Raw genomic sequence first — 16,819 nt, forward strand, 5'->3', positions numbered from 1 at the left:
GGCAAGGAAGCTCCCCCTACTTTTCTAGGCGAGGTATGTCATGCGCATGACCAGGCGAGCCGTTCTTGCCGGAGCCGCTGCCGTTTCCGCTCTGCCGCTTCTCGGCGCCTCTCCGGCGCACGCGGCGAAAGCGGGCGCTCCCTATCGCTGGCGCGACGTCGTCATCGGCGGGACCGGGTTCATCACCGGCGTGCTCTTCCACCCCTCCGTGCGCGGGCTCGCCTACGCCCGTACCGATATCGGCGGCGCCTACCGGTGGGACGACCGGCGAGGGCGCTGGACACCGCTCCTGGATCACATCGGGTGGGACGACTGGAACCTGCTCGGTGTGGAGGCGATGGCCGTCGATCCCGCGCATCCCGGCCGGCTGTATCTCGCCGTCGGCACCTACGCGCAGTCCTGGGGCGGCAACGGGGCCGTGCTGCGGTCCGAGGACCGGGGAGCGACCTGGAGCCGCACCGACCTCTCCGTGAAACTCGGCGCCAACGAGGACGGGCGCGGCACCGGGGAGCGGCTGCTGGTCGATCCGCGGGACAGTGACGTGCTGTGGCTCGGCACGCGGCACGACGGGCTGCTGAAGTCGACGGACCGTGGCGCCAGTTGGGTCCGGGCGGAGACGTTTCCGGGCACGCCCGCCGACCCAGGCCAGGGCGTCACCCTCCTCGTCGCCGCCGGGCGGGCCGTGTACGCCGGGTGGGGTGACGGGGCGCCCAACCTCTACCGGACCTTCGACGGCGTCGGCTGGGAGGCCGTCCCGGGGCAGCCGGCCGGCGCCGCCGCCAGGGTGCCGATACGTGCCGCCTACGACCGTCACACCCGCGCCCTCCACATCACCTACGCCGACGCCCCCGGCCCCAACGGCCAGTCCGACGGGAGCGTGCACCGGCTGGACACCGCGACCGGCGTCTGGACCGACGTGACGCCCGTCGTGCCCGGCGGCGACGACACGTTCGGGTACGGCGGGGTCGCCGTCGACGCGCGGCGTCCCGGCACCGTCGTCGTCTCCACCAACAACCGCTGGGCGGCCGTCGACACCCTGTACCACTCCACGGACGGCGGGCGCACCTGGGCGTCGCTGAGGGAGTCGGCGGTCATGGACGTCTCCGAGACTCCGTACCTCAAGTGGGGCGGTGACGAGCCCAAGTTCGGCTGGTGGATCCAGGCGCTGGCGCTGGACCCGTACGACTCCCGGCACCTCGTCTTCGGCACCGGCGCCACCCTCTACGGCACCCGGGACCTCGTCCACTGGGCGCCCGAGGTCCGGGGGATCGAGGAGTCGTCCGTGCGGCAGCTGGTGTCGCCGCCGACCGGGCGGGCCCATCTGATCAGCGGCCTCGGGGACATCGGCGTGATGTACCACGAGACGCTGACCTCGTCCCCGTCACGGGGCATGGCCGCCAACCCCGTCTTCGGGACCGCGACCGGGCTCGCGCAGGCCGCCACCGAGCCGTCGTACGTCGTCCGGACGGGATGGGGCGACGGCGGCAACGGCGCCCACTCCCACGACGGCGGGCGCACCTGGACACCCTTCCCGGCGCAGCCCGACCTCGCGCCGAACGCGCCCGGTCCCATCGCCGTCAGCGCGGACGGCACCGTACTGCTGTGGACGTTCGTGCACTGGGACGGCACCAAGTACGCGGCCCACCGGTCCGACGACGGCGGGGCGAGCTGGTCCGAGGTCGGCTCGTTCCCCAAGGGCGCCACACCCGTCGCCGACCCCGTCGACCCGGCGCGCTGCTACGCCTACGACACCGACACGGGGACGCTGTACGCCAGTACGGACGGCGGGCGCACCTTCGCGGCGCGCGCCTCCGGACTGCCGTCCGGCGACAGTCAGTTCCGGCTGGCGGCCGCGCCCGGCCGGGTCGGCGACCTCTGGCTCAGCACCAAGTGGAACGGGCTGTACCGGTCGACGGACGGCGGGGCGGCATTCAGCAAGGTCGACAGCTGCTGGGCGTCGTACACCCTCGGCTTCGGCAAGGGCGCCGCCGACTACCCCGCCGTCTACCAGGTGGGCGCCACCGACGCCGTGACCGCCGTGCTGCGCTCCGACGACGCGGGCCGCAGCTGGACGCGGATCAACGACGACCGGCACCAGTGGGGGTGGACCGGCGAGGTCATCACCGGCGATCCGCGGGTGTACGGGCGGGTCTACCTCGGCACCAACGGGCGTGGGATCCAGTACGGGGAGCCGGTCTGATGCCGTCGCTCGACGACACCACCCGGGGCCGGGTCCTCTTCGGCGGTGACTACAACCCCGAGCAGTGGCCCGAGGAGACCTGGCGGGAGGACGTCCGGCTGATGCGGGACGCCCGCGTCAACTCCGTCACCGTCGGCGTCTTCTCCTGGGCCCGGCTCGAACCCCGGCCGGGGGTGCGCGACTTCGGCTGGCTCGACCGGCTGATGGACCTGCTGCACGAGCACGGCATCGGGGTCGTCCTGGCCACCCCCACCTCCGCGCCGCCGCCCTGGCTCGGCAGGCTGCACCCGGAGACGCTGCCCCGGGACGCCGACGGCCGGGTGGAGTGGTGGGGCGGACGGCAGCACTTCTCGCACTCCAGCGCCGTCTACCGGCGCTACGCCGCCGCGATCACCGAGGACCTGGCCGCCCGGTACGCGGACCATCCCGCGCTCACCCTGTGGCACATCAACAACGAGTACTGCACGGCCGACCACGGCGACGAGGCCGCCGCCCGCTTCCGCGGCTGGCTGCGGGCGAAGTACGGGACCATCGACGCCCTCAACACCGCCTGGGGCACCGCCTTCTGGAGCCAGCGCTACGACGACTGGGCCGAGATCCTGCCCGCCCGCCACACCCACTACCTGAAGAACCCCGCCCAGGTGCTGGACTTCCGGCGCTTCACCTCCGACATGCTGCTGGAGTGCTTCACCGCCGAGCGGGACATCGTCCGGCGCCACACCCCGCACCTGCCGGTCACCACCAACTTCATGCCGCTGTTCTTCGGCCAGGACGCCTGGCGCTGGGCCGAGGAGGAGGACGTCGTCTCCGTCGACCTCTACCCCGACCCGCGCGACCCGGTCGGCGGCGCCCGCGACGGGGCACTGGTGCAGGACCTCACCAGGTCGCAGGCGCGCGGTCCGTGGATGCTGATGGAGCAGGCGGCCGGAGCGGTCAACTGGCGGGGCGTGAACCACCCAAGACCGCGCGGCCTGAACCGGCTGTGGTCCTGGCAGGCCGTGGCCCGGGGCGCGGACGCCGTCTGCTACTTCCAGTGGCGGCAGTCCCGGCAGGGCGCGGAGAAGTTCCACTCCGGGATGGTCGGCCACGCGGGGGAGCGGGGGCGGACCTTCCAGGAGGTCAGGCGGCTCGGCGCCGAGCTGGAGCGGATCGGCGGCGAGGTCGCGGGACGGCAGGTCACCGCCGATGTCACGGTCCTGCACGACTGGCACGCCTGGTGGGCCGCCGAGCAGGACGGCCGTCTCTCCCGCAGGGCCGGTCACCCAACCCTGCTGGCAGCCTGGCACCGCGCCCTGTGGGAGGCCCACCTCACCGCCGACTTCGCGCATCCCGAGCACGATCTGACCGGGCGGCGCCTGGTCGTCGTACCGCAGCTCTATCTGCTCACCGACGCCGCGATCGACAACCTGCGCGCCTATGTCGACGGTGGCGGCACCCTGGTCTGCGGCTTCCTCACCGGGGTCGCCGACGAGGACGACCGCGTCCGCCCCGGCGGTGTCGACCCCCGGCTGCGGGAGCTGTTCGGCATCCGCGTCCTGCACGAGTGGTGGCCGCTGGAGGAGGGGGAGACCGTCGGCTGCGACGGCTTCCGGGGCACGCTCTGGTCGGAGGAGATCGAGGCCGCCGACGACCTCGACGAGCGGATCGACTACCGGGGCGGTGAGCTGGCCGGGCTGCCCGCCGTGCTGCGCAGGGGACGGGCCTGGTACGTCTCCACCCTCCCCGAGCCGGAGGCGCTGCGCGCGCTGCTCGCCCGGATCGCGGCGGGCGCGGGCGTACGGCCCGTGCTCGACGGCCTTCCGCAGGGCGTGGAGGCGGTACGGCGGGGCGAGCTGCTGTTCGTGCTCAACCACGGGCGGGAGCCGGTCACCGTCGCCGTCCCGGGTACCCACCGTGAGCTGCTGACCGGGGTGGCCGTCCGGGACGAGGTCCGGCTCGAACGCTTCGGAGTGGCGGTGCTGCGGCCATGACGTCCTCCCCCGTCCACGGCACCTGGGAGCCGCACCCGGCCGCCCGCTGGGAGGACGCCTTCCTGAGCGGCAACGGCCACCACGGCGCCCTGGTGTTCGGTGATCCGAACGCCGACCGTGTCATCGTCACGCACCACAGCCTCGTACGGCCCAACGGCCCGCACCCGCGCCCGCCCCGGCTCGCCGCCCGGCTGCCCGCCCTCCAGGACCGGCTGCTGGCCGGGGACCGCACCGCCGCCGAGGAGTTCACGGACGGACGGGCACTGCACTGGGTGCGCGCCTTCCACCCGGCCTTCCAGCTCCGCCTGAACCGGCCCGACGGGGACCCCCGCGACTACCGGCGGACCGTCGACTTCCGCACCGGCGAGGTGACCGCCCGCACCGGCGACTGGACCAGCCGCCTCTTCGTCTCCCGCGCCGACGACGTCATCGTCCACCACATCGCCGGCCCCGGCCTCACCCTCGACGTCCGCCTCGACCACCAGCTCCCGGGCGCCCCCAACGGACTGAGCGTCGGCAGCGGTGTCCTGCGCACCGCCGAGGGCGCCGTGCTGAGCCTGCGCGCCGGCTACCCGGACAGCGACCTCGCCTGCACCGGCGTCACCCTGGCCGCGGTCACCGGCGGCCGGACCGCCCTCGCGCCGCCCGGCGTCCACGTCACCGGCGCCGAGTCCGTGCTGCTGCTCACCCGGGTGCGCCGCCACACCGGCGAGCTGGACGTGGTCGCCGAGACCCGGGCCCTGCGCGAACTGCCCGGCACCTACGACGACCTCCTCGACCCGCATCTGACCGCGCACCGCACCGCCTACGACCGCGTCATTCTCGACCTCGCCGCCACCCCCGCCGAACGCGCCCTCCCCGGCTCCGAACTGCTCAAACACCCCCGGAGCCCGGCCCTGCTGGAGCGCCTGTTCGCCGCGGGCCGCTACCACCTGCTCTCCGCCAGCGGCCTCAACCCGCCCCGCCTGACCGGCCTGTGGACCGGCGAGTGGCACACCGCCTGGTCCGGCGCCCTCACCTACGACGCCAACCTCAACCTCCAGACGGCCTCCGCCGCCGCGGCCCACCTCCCCGAGGTGACCGAGGCGCACGCCGCCCTCGTCCAGCGCCAGCTGCCGGACTGGCGGGACAACGCCCGCGAGGTCTTCGGCGCCCGCGGGGTGGTCGCGCCCGGCCACAGCGACGGCGAGTCGGGACACTCGTACCACTTCAGCCGCGAGTACCCGCTGCACCTGTGGACGGCGGGCGCCGACTGGCTGCTGAAGCCGCTCGTCGACCACGACGAGACGCACGGCGGACGCGATCCGCGCACCGCCGCCGCGCTCGCCGAGGTCGCCGCGTTCTACGAGGACTTCCTCACCCGCACCGACCGCGAGGGCCGTCTCGTGGTAGTCCCCTCCTACTCACCCGAGAACCGGCCCGCCAACGCCAGCTGGGGCACCGTCAACGCGGCCATGGACCTGTCCGCCGCCCGGCACGCCCTGCGCACGGCCGCCGCGTACCACCCCCAACACGCCGACCGCTGGCACGCCCTGGCCGACCGGCTCCCGCCGCACCGCGTCAACGCCGACGGGGCGCTCGCGGAGTGGGCGTGGCCCGGCCTCGACGACACCTACGACCACCGGCACCTCAGCCACCTCTACGGCGTCTGGCCGCTGGACGAGATCAACCCCTACGACACCCCCGGCCTCGCCGCGGCGGCCCACCGCGCCCTCACCCTGCGCGGCCCCGAGAACGACTCCGCGCACGGCCACCTCCACCACGCCCTGATCGCGGCCCGGCTGCGCGACCGCGACGCCGTGACCGGGGCGCTCGCCCGGGTCCTGGAGGGCGACTTCTTCCACACCTCCCTGATGAGCGCCCACTACCCCCACCGCGACGTCTACAACGCGGACGCCGCCCACACCCTCCCGGCCGTGCTGATCGAGGGGCTGGTCCAGTCGACCCCGCACCGGCTGGTGCTGCTGCCCGCGCCGCCCTGCCCGAGCGGGGCGCTGTACGGCGTCCGCACCCGCTTCGGCGCGGAGGTCGACCTCACCTGGAGCCCGGACGGCGCCACGGCGCTCCTCCGCCCGGACCGCACCCACCGCGTCGAACTCAGGACCTCCTCCGGCGCCGAGCCGCTCGACCTCGTCGCCGGGCAGGACCACGTCCTCCGTCTGGGGGCGTGGTAACCCCCCGCAACTCCCCCCACCCATGGAAGGGACACCATGGCAACCAGCACCCTGAGCAAGGTCGCCAAGGCACTGCTGGCCCCCGCGCTCGCGCTCGGCGCCACCGTCGGCCTCGCCTCCGCACCCGCGCACGCCGCCGTCTGGAGCAGCTGCGACCAGTGGGGCAACACGACCCTGAACGGCTACATCCTCTACAACAACATCTGGGGCTCCGGCGCGGGCAGCCAGTGCGTGTGGGCCAACTCCGGCACCAACTGGGGCGTGTGGGCCAACCACCCCAACACGGGCGGCATCAAGTCCTACCCGAACTCCAAGAAGGTGATCAACAAGCCGATCACCTCCATCGCCTCCCTCACCAGCAGCTACAACGTCACCGTCCCGTCGTCGGGCGCGTACAACACGTCGTACGACATCTGGGACACGGACTACGACTACGAGATCATGCTGTGGGTCAACCACAACGGCGCGGTGGGCCCCCTCGGCACCGCGCAGGGCAGCGCCAGCCTCGGCGGCCACACCTGGAACGTCTACAAGGGCAGCAACGGCCACAACGAGGTCTTCTCGTTCCTGCGCACCTCGGACTCCACCTCGGGGACCGTCGACATCCTGCCGGTCCTTAAGTGGATCAAGGACACCAAGGGCTGGATGGGCAACGAGACCATCGGTGACGTCCAGTTCGGCTACGAGATCACCTCGTCGTCGGGCGGCCTCGACTTCGTCACCAACCACCTGACGGTCAGCGGCGGCTGAGCCGTCTCAGGCCCGGTCGACCTCGGCTCGCAGGGCGTTGTAGTCGGCGAACACCGACTCGACCCCGGCGCGGTCGAGGCCGTACCGGGCCAGCTCGTACCGGTGCGGGCGCGAGCCCTTGGGGCGGGCGGCCACCTCCGGCAGCCGCGCGGCGTCCGCGTCCGTCCAGCGGGCGCCGACGGCGGCGTACAGCTTCGGGGCGCCCGCCGCCGGGTCGGTGCCCAGCCAGGAGTACGGCACGTCCACCAACTGCTCCGGGGGTATCGCGGCGCGGGCGGCCAGTGCCCGGCGCATCGCCCGGCCCAGCAGCTCCAGCCAGGTGGCGCCGATGCCGGGCAGGTCGACGGGGTGGGTGCTGACGGCCATGCCGTGCTCGATCAGCGAGCAGAACGACGCCAGCACGGTGACCGGGTCGCGGTGCGTCCACACGATCGTCGCGTCCGGGAACACCCTCAGCAGCGCGTCCAGGTTCTCCAGGTGCATCGGCGACTTCAGGATCCAGCAGCGCCGCTCACGCCCGTACTGGAGCACCTGGAACACCCGCCTGAGGTGCCGGTAGTCGTCGGTGAAGTCCCGCCCGCAGTGCCACTCCTGGTACGCCGGTATGCGGGCCTGGGACAGCGGCATCAGGGCGTGCGGCAGGGCGAAGGTGCACTCCTCGGGGCCCTCGGCGGCCATCGGGTGGATGTCCCGGAACCTCGGCACGAACAGGTTCGTGCCCTGCACCATCCGCCGGGCCGACGCGATCGCCCGCCGCTGCTGCACCGGGGTGGTGTGCAGTCCCGGCGTCAGCAGCTCCCACAGCAGCGGGCTGCGGTGCTCCGCCGCCAGCGAGAGCACCCCGTGGGTGAGCGTCGTCGCGGTGCGCGGCAGCCCCACCACGAACACCGGCCGCTCGACGGGCTCCCGCTCGATCGCGGGGTGCTCGGCGACCAGCCGCCGGAGCCGGGCCCGGTTGGTGAGGTGCCTGCGCACGTGCACCTGCGCCGACTGCCAGCCCACGGGGGTCAGGCCCTCGGCCCCGGCCCAGTGCCGCAGCAGCAGCCGGAATCCCTCGGTGAACTCCTCGTCACCCCCGGGCTCGTCCCCGAGCGTCCGCCCGGCCTCCTTCCGCACCGCCCGCCCGGCCTCCGCGAGCAGCCGGTCGAAGACCTGATCGGGGTCACGGCGCGACCGGGCCATCGGCCGCACCAGCGCGTTGGCCAGGGTGAGGGGGAGCGGGACGGTGGTCACGGGGCGGCTCCTTTCGACCCAAGGACCTTAACCGTCCCCCCTCTAAGGCCAGTTGAGCCACCCCACCCGACGGCTACTCCGCCACCGGCAGCCGCGCCCCGTCCCGCAGGAACAGCGGGATGCGGTCCAGCGGTGCGTCGACCGTGACCGTCCCACCGCCGTCGTACGTCTCGCCGGTCCACGCGTCCGTCCAGCGCGCGCCCGCCGGGAGGCAGACCGTGCGGGCCGTCGCGCCCGCCGTCAGGACCGGGGCGACCAGCAGGTCGGGGCCGAGGAGGTAGGCGTCGTCCACGGACCAGGCGGCCGGGTCGCCGGGGAACTCCAGGAACAGCGGACGCATCACCGGCAGGCCCTCCTCGTGGGCCTCCCGCATCACCGTGAGGACGTACGGCCTCAGGCGTTCGCGCAGGCGCAGGTACCCGGCCAGGATGGGGTACGCCTCCTCCCCGTAGGACCACACCTCGTTCGGGCCGCCCGTCATCTCCGGGCCCAGCGGCATGCCCGGCTCGCGGAAGCCGTGCAGCCGCATCAGCGGGGACAGCGCGCCGAACTGGAACCAGCGGACCAGCACCTCGCGGTAGGCCTCGTCGTCCGGGTCGCCGCCGTGGAAGCCGCCGATGTCCGTGTTCCACCAGGGGATGCCCGACAGGGCCGTGTTCAGCCCGGCCGCGATCTGGCGGCGCAGGGTCGCGAAGTCGGTGCCGATGTCACCGGACCACAGGGCGGCGCCGTGCCGCTGACTGCCCGCCCACGCCGAGCGGTTGAGGGTGATCACCTCGTCCACGCCCGCCGCGCGCAGGCCCTCGTCGAAGGTGCGGGCGTTCTCGGCGGGGTAGAGGTTGCCGACCTCCAGGCCGGGGCCCGCCCAGTAGCGCAGGTTCTCCGGGAAGCCCGGCTTCAGCTCCGGCTCGCAGGCGTCCAGCCAGAACGCGGTGATGCCGTACGGGTCGAGGTAGTTCTCCTTGATCCTCGACCACACGAACTCCCGCGCCTCGGGGTTGGTGGCGTCGTAGAAGGCCACCTGGACCGTCGACGCCACCTCCTTGTCCGGCCAGTCGGCGTGCGCGAGCGGGCCGTACTGGGTGCCGATGAAGTGGCCACGCTGCTCCATCACCGGGTGGTTCTCGGAGAGCGGGGAGACCGACGGCCAGACCGAGACGACGAGCTTGATGCCCAGCTCGTCCAGCTCGCGGACCATCGCCGCCGGGTCGGGCCACTCCTCCGGGTCGAACTTCCACTCGCCCAGGTGCGTCCAGTGGAAGAAGTCGCAGACGATCGCGGAGACCGGCAGCCCGCGCCGCTTGTACTCGCGGGCCACGGCGAGGAGTTCGTCCTGGGTGCGGTAGCGCAGCTTGCACTGCCAGAAGCCCGCCGCCCACTCCGGCAGCATCGGGGTGCGGCCGGTCACCGCGCTGTAGCGGCGCTGGGCGTCGGCCGGACTGCCCGCGGTGATCCAGTAGTCGATCTGGCGGGCCGAGTCCGCCACCCAGCGGGTGCCGTTGTGGGCCAGCTCCACGCGGCCGATCGCCGGGTTGTTCCACAGCAGGGTGTAGCCGCGGCTGGAGGTCAGCACCGGTATGGAGACCTCGGCGTTGCGCTGCACCAGGTCGACGACCAGGCCCTTCTGGTCCAGGCGCCCGTGCTGGTGCTGTCCGAGGCCGTACAGCTTCTCGTCGTCGTAGGCGGCGAACCGCTGCTCCAGGCGGTGGTGGCCGCCTCCGACGGCCGTGTACAGGCGCGGGCCCGGCCACCAGAAGTGGGCGCGCTCCTCGGCGAGCAGTTCGCCGCCGTCGTCGGTGCGCAGGAAGCGGACCAGGCCCTCCGCGTCGACCGTGACGGTCAGCGCGCCGACGGTCAGCCGGCCGCGGCCGTCCTCGATCTTGACGGTGGACCCGGTCGCCGGCGCCGTCTCGAGCAGCGCGCCCGGCAGCCCGTCGAGCACCGGGCCGCCGAGCCGGGCCCGCACCCGGACGGCGTCCGGGCCCCAGGGCTCGACGCGTACGGTCTCCTGACGGCCGCTCCACTCCAGCGCGCCGCCTCGCTCGCGGAACGTGCCGACGGTGGGGGAGGACTGGGCGAGGCTGACCTTGGGCTGAGTCACGTGGGTGCTCCTGAGGGCAGGCAGGGGTCGGCCCGGGAGGCCGTACGGGGAGGTGGGTCAGGAGGCCGCGGGCGCCGGGCCCGAGCTGGCCCGGACCGTCAGCTCGGGCGCGATCAGCACGACCTCGTCGGTGCCGCGGCCGTCGAGCTTGGCGACCAGGTGCTCCACGGCGTTGCGGCCCATCTCCTGCGCGGGGATGGCGACCGACGTCAGCCGCACCGAGGCCTGGGTGGCGACCTGGTCGGGGCAGATCGCGACCACGGACACGTCCTCGGGCACGGCGCGGCCCTGCTGGCGCAGCAGGGCGAGCAGCGGCTCCACCGCCGACTCGTTCTGCACCACGAAGCCGCTGGTGCCGGGGCGTTCGTCGAGGATGCGGGCGAGGGTGACGGCCATCGCGTCGTACCCGCCCTCGCAGGGCCGGTGCAGCAGCCGCACGCCCAGTTCCCGGGCGCGGGTGCGCAGTCCGTCGAGGGTGCGTTCGGCGAAGCCGGTGTGCCGCTCGTAGACGGCCGGGGCCTCGCCGATGACGGCGACGTCCCGGTGCCCGAGCCCCGCCAGGTGCGCCACGCACAACGCGCCCGTCGCCGACCAGTCCAGGTCGACGCAGGTCAGTCCGGCGGTGTCGGCGGGCAGACCGATCAGCACCGACGGGTCGTCGGTGGCGCGCAGCAACGGCAGCCGCTCGTCGTCGAGTTCGACGTCCATCAGGATCATGGCGTCGGCGAGCCCGCTGCCGGTGACCCGGCGCACGGCGTCCGGGCCCTCCTCACCGGTGAGCAGCAGCACGTCGTAGCCGTGGGTGCGGGCGGTGGTGGCGACGGCGATGGCGATCTCCATCATCACCGGCACGTACATGTCCGTGCGCAGCGGGACCATCAGCGCGATGATGTTCGACCTGTTGCTGGCCAGGGCCCGGGCACCGGCGTTCGGGTGGTAGCCCAGCTCCCGGATGCTCTGCTCGACGCGCAGCCGGGTGGTCGCGGAGATGGACCGCTTGCCGCTGAGGACATAGCTCACCGTGCTCGCCGAGACTCCGGCGTGCTGGGCGACCTCGGCGAGGGTGACCATCCGGCTCTCCAAGCTTTGTGAAGCGCTTCGACTGTGGCGCGTTGTCGATCAGGGGGTGGTGAGGGTGGTTCGACAGTAGCTTCAGTGCGAGTGGGTGTCCAGAGCTGTCGAAGCGCTTCGATGGCTTTCTTCGGGCGCCGGTGCCCGTCCCGCGCCCCTCAAGGTAAGCGTGCGTCCCCGTCCGCCGGTATCCGGTCGCATCGGCCGAACGGCTGCACGCAGGGTGGTGGCCTCGCCCGGGATCGGGTACATACGATCGAGTAGCACCCGTCGGTAACCAAAACGGCCCATGATCCCGATTCGCGGCGAGGTGAGCCTCATGTCCGCAACTCCCACCACCCGACCCACCGTCACCGAACGTGAGGCCCGCCAAGTGGCGGAGGCGGCGCGGGAACAGCAGTGGCGCAAGCCCAGCTTCGCCAAGGAACTGTTCCTCGGCCGCTTCCGGCTCGACCTCATCCACCCCCACCCCCTCCCGGCCGACGAGGACGTCCAGCGCGGCGAGGAGTTCCTCGCCAAGCTCCGCGACTTCTGCGAGACGAAGATCGACTCGGCCCGGATCGAACGGGACGCCCAGATCCCCGACGAGGTCATCGACGGCCTCAAGGAACTCGGCGCCCTCGGCATGAAGATCGACACCAAGTACGGCGGCCTCGGCCTCACCCAGGTCTACTACAACAAGGCCCTCGCCCTGGTCGGCTCCGCCAGCCCCGCGATCGGCGCGCTGCTCAGCGCCCACCAGTCCATCGGCGTCCCGCAGCCGCTGAAGCAGTTCGGCACCCAGGAGCAGAAGGACACCTTCCTGCCCCGCTGCGCCCGCACCGACATCTCCGCCTTCCTCCTCACCGAGCCGGACGTCGGCTCCGACCCCGCGCGGCTCGCCACCACGGCGGTCCCCGAGGGCGACGACTACGTCCTCGACGGAGTGAAACTGTGGACGACCAACGGCGTCGTCGCCGACCTGCTCGTCGTCATGGCCCGCGTCCCCAAGTCCGAGGGGCACAAGGGCGGCATCACCGCGTTCGTGGTCGAGGCCGCCTCGGAGGGCATCACCGTCGAGAACCGCAACGCCTTCATGGGCCTGCGCGGCCTGGAGAACGGTGTCACCCGCTTCCACCAGGTCCGCGTCCCGGCCGCGAACCGCATCGGCCCCGAGGGCGCCGGACTGAAGATCGCCCTCACCACCCTCAACACCGGCCGCCTCTCGCTCCCCGCGATGTGCGTCGGCGCCGGGAAGTGGTGCCTGAAGATCGCCCGGGAGTGGTCGGGCGCCCGCGAGCAGTGGGGCAAGCCGGTCGCGCTGCACGAGGCGGTCGGCTCCAAGATCTCCTTCATCGCCGCCACCACCTTCGCCCTGGAGGCCGTCCTCGACCTCTCCTCCCAGATGGCCGACGAGGACCGCAACGACATCCGCATCGAGGCCGCCCTCGCCAAGCTGTACGGCTCCGAGATGGCCTGCCTGATGGCCGACGAACTCGTCCAGATCCGCGGCGGACGCGGCTTCGAGACCGCCGAGTCGCTGCGCGCCCGGGGCGAGCGCGCCGTGCCCGCCGAGCAGCTGCTGCGCGACCTGCGCATCAACCGCATCTTCGAGGGCTCCACCGAGATCATGCACCTGCTGATCGCCCGCGAGGCGGTCGACGCCCACCTCTCCGTCGCCGGTGACCTCATCGACCCCGACAAGTCCCTCCAGGACAAGGCGAGGGCGGGCGCCCAGGCGGGCGTCTTCTACGCCAAGTGGCTGCCGAAACTGGTCGCGGGCCCCGGCCAACTGCCGACCTCGTACGCCGAGTTCAAGCGGGAGGTGGACCTCTCCGGACACCTGCGGTACGTCGAGCGGACCGCCCGCAAGCTGGCCCGCTCCACCTTCTACGCCATGTCCCGCTGGCAGGGCCGCATGGAGACCAAGCAGGGCTTCCTCGGCCGGATCGTCGACATCGGCGCCGAGCTGTTCGCGATGAGCGCGGCCTGCGTCCGCGCCGAGCTGCTGCGCGGCCAGGGCGACCACGGCCGCGAGGCCTACCAGCTGGCGGACGCCTTCTGCCGCCAGTCCCGCCTCCGCGTCGAGGAACTCTTCGGCCGCCTGTGGAGCAACACCGACGACCTGGACCGCAAGGTCGTCAAGGGCGTCCTCGCGGGCACCTACGAGTGGCTGGAGCACGGCGTCGTCGACCCCTCGGGCGAGGGCCCGTGGATCGCCGCCGCGCCCCCCGGCCCCTCGACGAAGGAGAACCTGCACCGCCCGATCAGGTGACACGCACCCCGAGGGGTCACCGTCCACGGTGGACCGTGAACCCCTGACGGGGACGCCCTGTGCTTCCCACACAGTCCTTACGGCCACAATGGGGGGATGAGCGACAGCCCATCCCCCCTCGCCGACCCGCACCTCGTCTACGACCCCGTGGCGGGCGGCGGCCCGAAGGACGTGGTGATCCTCGGGTCCACCGGGTCGATCGGCACCCAGGCCATCGACCTGGTGCTGCGCAATCCGGACCGGTTCCGGGTCACCGGACTCTCCGCCAACGGCGGCCGGGTCGCCCTCCTCGCCGAGCAGGCGTACCGGCTGCGGGTGGGGACCGTCGCGGTCGCCCGCGAGGACGTCGTACCGGACCTCCGGGAAGCCCTGCGTGCCGAGTACGGCGCCGGGGAGCCGCTCCCCGAGATCCTCGCCGGCCCCGACGCGGCCACCCAGGTCGCCGCCGCGGACTGCCACACCGTCCTCAACGGCATCACCGGCTCCATCGGACTCGCGCCCACCCTCGCCGCCCTGGAGGCGGGCCGCACCCTCGCGCTCGCCAACAAGGAGTCGCTCATCGTGGGCGGCCCGCTGGTCAAGGCGCTCGCCAAGCCCGGCCAGATCATCCCGGTCGACTCCGAGCACGCCGCGCTCTTCCAGGCGCTCGCCGCCGGCACCCGCGCCGACGTCCGCAAACTGGTCGTCACCGCCTCCGGCGGCCCCTTCCGCGGCCGTACCAGGGAACAGCTCGCCCACGTCACCGTCGAGGACGCGCTCGCGCACCCCACCTGGGCGATGGGCCCGGTGATCACCATCAACTCCGCGACCCTCGTCAACAAGGGGCTGGAGGTGATCGAGGCCCACCTGCTGTACGACATCTCCTTCGACCGCATTGAGGTGGTCGTGCACCCGCAGTCGTATGTCCACTCGATGGTTGAGTTCACCGACGGGTCCACCCTCGCCCAGGCGACGCCCCCCGACATGCGCGGGCCGATCGCCATCGGGCTCGGCTGGCCGGAGCGCGTCCCCGACGCCGCGCCCGCCTTCGACTGGAGCACCGCCTCCACCTGGGAGTTCTTCCCCCTGGACAACGAGGCGTTCCCCTCGGTGAACCTCGCCCGGCACGTCGGTACGCTCGCGGGCACCGCCCCGGCGGTGTTCAATGCCGCCAACGAGGAGTGCGTGGACGCGTTCCGGCGCGGGGCGCTGCCCTTCAACGGGATCATGGACACCGTGACCCGGGTGGTGGAGGAGCACGGCACCCCGCGCACGGGAACTTCACTGACCGTGTCGGACGTCCTCGAAGCGGAGACCTGGGCCCGGGCCCGGGCCCGGGAACTGACCGACCGGACGACCGCGGCCCCGGTGACCGCGGCGAGCGCGGAGGCGCGTGCATGACGACCTTGATGATGATCCTCGGCATAGTCGTCTTCGCGGTCGGCCTGCTCTTCTCGATCGCCTGGCACGAGCTGGGACATCTGTCCACGGCCAAGCTCTTCGGCATCCGCGTGCCCCAGTACATGGTCGGCTTCGGACCGACCCTGTGGTCACGCAGGAAGGGCGAGACCGAGTACGGCGTCAAGGCCATCCCCCTCGGCGGCTACATCCGCATGATCGGCATGTTCCCGCCCGGCCCCGACGGCAGGATCGAGGCCCGCTCCACCTCACCGTGGCGCGGCATGATCGAGGACGCCCGTTCGGCGGCCTTCGAGGAACTGCGCCCCGGCGACGAGACCCGCCTCTTCTACACCCGCAAGCCGTGGAAACGGGTTCATCGTGATGTTCGCGGGCCCGTTCATGAACCTGATCCTCGCGGTGGTGCTGTTCCTCACCGTGCTGATGGGCTTCGGCATCTCCCAGCAGACCACCACCGTCAGCTCGGTCTCCCAGTGCGTCATCTCCCAGACCGAGAACCGCGACGACTGCCGCGAGGGCGACCCCGCCTCCCCGGCCGCCGCCGCGGGCCTCAAGGCGGGCGACAGGATCGTCGCCTTCGACGGCGTCCGCACCGACGACTGGAACGAACTGTCCGACCTGATCCGCGCCCACCCCGGCGAGACGGTGTCCGTCGTCGTCGACCGCGACGGCAGCGAGCGGACCCTGGAGGCGACCATCGCCACCAACCAGGTCGCCAAGAAGGACTCCCACGGCCAGATCGTCCAGGGCGAGTACGTCACCGCGGGCTTCCTCGGCTTCAGCGCCGCCACCGGCGTCGTCAAGCAGGACTTCGGCGACTCCGTGGTGTGGATGACCGACCGGGTCGGCGAGGCCGCCGACGCCCTCGCCGCCCTCCCCGGCAAGATCCCCGCCCTGTGGAACGCCGCCTTCGACGGCGCCGAACGCGAACCCGACTCCCCGATGGGCGTGGTCGGCGCGGCCCGCGTCGGCGGTGAGATCTTCACCCTCGACATCCCGCCCACCCAGCAGCTGGCGATGGCCCTGATGCTGGTCGCCGGGTTCAACCTCTCCCTGTTCCTGTTCAACATGCTCCCGCTGCTCCCGCTCGACGGCGGCCACATCGCGGGCGCGCTGTGGGAGTCGCTGCGCCGCAACGTCGCCAGGGTGCTGCGCCGCCCGGACCCCGGCCCCTTCGACGTGGCGAAGCTGATGCCGGTCGCCTACGTGGTCGCCGGGATCTTCGTCTGCTTCACGCTCCTGGTACTCGTCGCGGACGTCGTCAACCCAGTGAGAATCTCCTAGCCGGGCGCCGTTCGAAAGGGCCCGGCATCCTCACCGCCGGGCCCCTTCCATCGGGTGGGTTCAGCGGGGCGTGATGTGCCCGGCGCACCGCCCGTGCCGTAATCTCGGACTCCGGAGCCCGGCGCTGACGGGACCGGACCTTGATCCACGACTTGGGGTTGCACAGCAGATGACTGCGATTTCTCTCGGCATGCCGTCCGTTCCGACCAAACTCGCCGAGCGCCGCAAGAGTCGGCAGATCCAGGTCGGGTCCGTGCCGGTCGGGGGCGGGGCCCCGGTGTCGGTGCAGTCGATGACGACGACGCGTACGTCGGACATCGGCGCCACGCTCCAGCAGATCGCCGAACTCACCGCGTCGGGCTGTCAGATCGTCCGGGTCGCCTG

General features: G+C 72.5%; 10 protein-coding genes and 1 pseudogene. 8 read left to right on the forward strand and 3 right to left on the reverse strand.

Features of this window, described 5'->3' with window-relative positions; all coding sequences use genetic code 11:
• Positions 1-40 precede the first annotated feature (40 nt).
• Genes KBY47_RS28870 through KBY47_RS28885 form a run of 4 tightly spaced genes read left to right on the forward strand, consistent with a single transcriptional unit; the run spans position 41 to position 7,094 of the window.
• Positions 41-2,200 carry a sialidase family protein gene (locus KBY47_RS28870; RefSeq protein WP_210926087.1) on the forward strand — a complete coding sequence of 720 codons (2,160 nt, stop codon included), beginning with the start codon at positions 41-43 and terminating at the stop codon, positions 2,198-2,200.
• On the forward strand, positions 2,200-4,170 hold the full coding sequence (locus KBY47_RS28875) for a beta-galactosidase (RefSeq protein WP_210926089.1): 1,971 nt from the start codon (positions 2,200-2,202) through the stop codon (positions 4,168-4,170). The genes KBY47_RS28870 and KBY47_RS28875 overlap by 1 nt, the downstream gene beginning before the upstream one ends.
• On the forward strand, positions 4,167-6,344 hold the full coding sequence (locus KBY47_RS28880; RefSeq protein WP_210926090.1) for a glycoside hydrolase N-terminal domain-containing protein: 2,178 nt from the start codon (positions 4,167-4,169) through the stop codon (positions 6,342-6,344). The genes KBY47_RS28875 and KBY47_RS28880 overlap by 4 nt, the downstream gene beginning before the upstream one ends.
• A gap of 36 nt (positions 6,345-6,380) precedes the next feature.
• Positions 6,381-7,094, forward strand: coding sequence for a hypothetical protein (locus tag KBY47_RS28885; protein WP_210926096.1), 714 nt, complete (start codon positions 6,381-6,383; stop codon positions 7,092-7,094).
• Between the two features lie 6 nt (positions 7,095-7,100).
• On the opposite strand, the gene KBY47_RS28890 is transcribed toward KBY47_RS28885, so the two are convergent.
• From KBY47_RS28890 to KBY47_RS28900, 3 genes are all read right to left on the reverse strand, one after another.
• Positions 7,101-8,327, reverse strand: coding sequence for a sulfotransferase (locus KBY47_RS28890; RefSeq protein ID WP_210926099.1), 1,227 nt, complete (start codon positions 8,325-8,327; stop codon positions 7,101-7,103).
• Positions 8,328-8,400: 73 nt separating this feature from the next.
• Entirely contained in the window at positions 8,401-10,428 is a 2,028-nt protein-coding gene (locus KBY47_RS28895; protein ID WP_210926100.1) for a TIM-barrel domain-containing protein, read from the reverse strand.
• Between the two features lie 57 nt (positions 10,429-10,485).
• Complete coding sequence (locus KBY47_RS28900) at positions 10,486-11,499, reverse strand: LacI family DNA-binding transcriptional regulator (RefSeq protein WP_210926102.1); 1,014 nt, start codon at positions 11,497-11,499, stop codon at positions 10,486-10,488.
• Positions 11,500-11,818: 319 nt separating this feature from the next.
• Here KBY47_RS28900 and KBY47_RS28905 point away from each other — a divergent pair, with 319 nt between their 5' ends.
• The 4 genes and pseudogenes from KBY47_RS28905 to KBY47_RS28920 form a co-directional block, all read left to right on the forward strand.
• On the forward strand, positions 11,819-13,753 hold the full coding sequence (locus tag KBY47_RS28905; RefSeq protein WP_210926104.1) for an acyl-CoA dehydrogenase family protein: 1,935 nt from the start codon (positions 11,819-11,821) through the stop codon (positions 13,751-13,753).
• A 96-nt stretch (positions 13,754-13,849) separates the two neighbouring features.
• Entirely contained in the window at positions 13,850-15,133 is a 1,284-nt protein-coding gene (gene dxr, locus KBY47_RS28910) for a 1-deoxy-D-xylulose-5-phosphate reductoisomerase (RefSeq protein ID WP_210926106.1), read from the forward strand.
• 8 nt (positions 15,134-15,141) lie between these two features.
• A pseudogene (locus tag KBY47_RS28915) lies at positions 15,142-16,435 on the forward strand (RIP metalloprotease).
• Between the two features lie 169 nt (positions 16,436-16,604).
• Positions 16,605-16,819 (forward strand): flavodoxin-dependent (E)-4-hydroxy-3-methylbut-2-enyl-diphosphate synthase (locus tag KBY47_RS28920; RefSeq protein ID WP_210926107.1); only part of this gene is annotated, 215 nt, incomplete at its 3' end.

This window comes from Streptomyces sp. B93, from assembly GCF_018070565.1.
In the GTDB taxonomy this organism is placed as follows: domain Bacteria; phylum Actinomycetota; class Actinomycetes; order Streptomycetales; family Streptomycetaceae; genus Streptomyces.

Coding starts and splice junctions, on each gene's coding strand:
- KBY47_RS28870 (WP_210926087.1), top strand. CDS start 41: ATGCGCATGACCAGGCGAGCCGTTCTTGCCGGAGCCGCTGCCGTTTCC.
- KBY47_RS28875 (WP_210926089.1), top strand. CDS start 2,200: ATGCCGTCGCTCGACGACACCACCCGGGGCCGGGTCCTCTTCGGCGGT.
- KBY47_RS28880 (WP_210926090.1), top strand. CDS start 4,167: ATGACGTCCTCCCCCGTCCACGGCACCTGGGAGCCGCACCCGGCCGCC.
- KBY47_RS28885 (WP_210926096.1), top strand. CDS start 6,381: ATGGCAACCAGCACCCTGAGCAAGGTCGCCAAGGCACTGCTGGCCCCC.
- KBY47_RS28900 (WP_210926102.1), bottom strand. CDS start 11,499: ATGGTCACCCTCGCCGAGGTCGCCCAGCACGCCGGAGTCTCGGCGAGC.
- KBY47_RS28905 (WP_210926104.1), top strand. CDS start 11,819: ATGTCCGCAACTCCCACCACCCGACCCACCGTCACCGAACGTGAGGCC.
- dxr (WP_210926106.1), top strand. CDS start 13,850: ATGAGCGACAGCCCATCCCCCCTCGCCGACCCGCACCTCGTCTACGAC.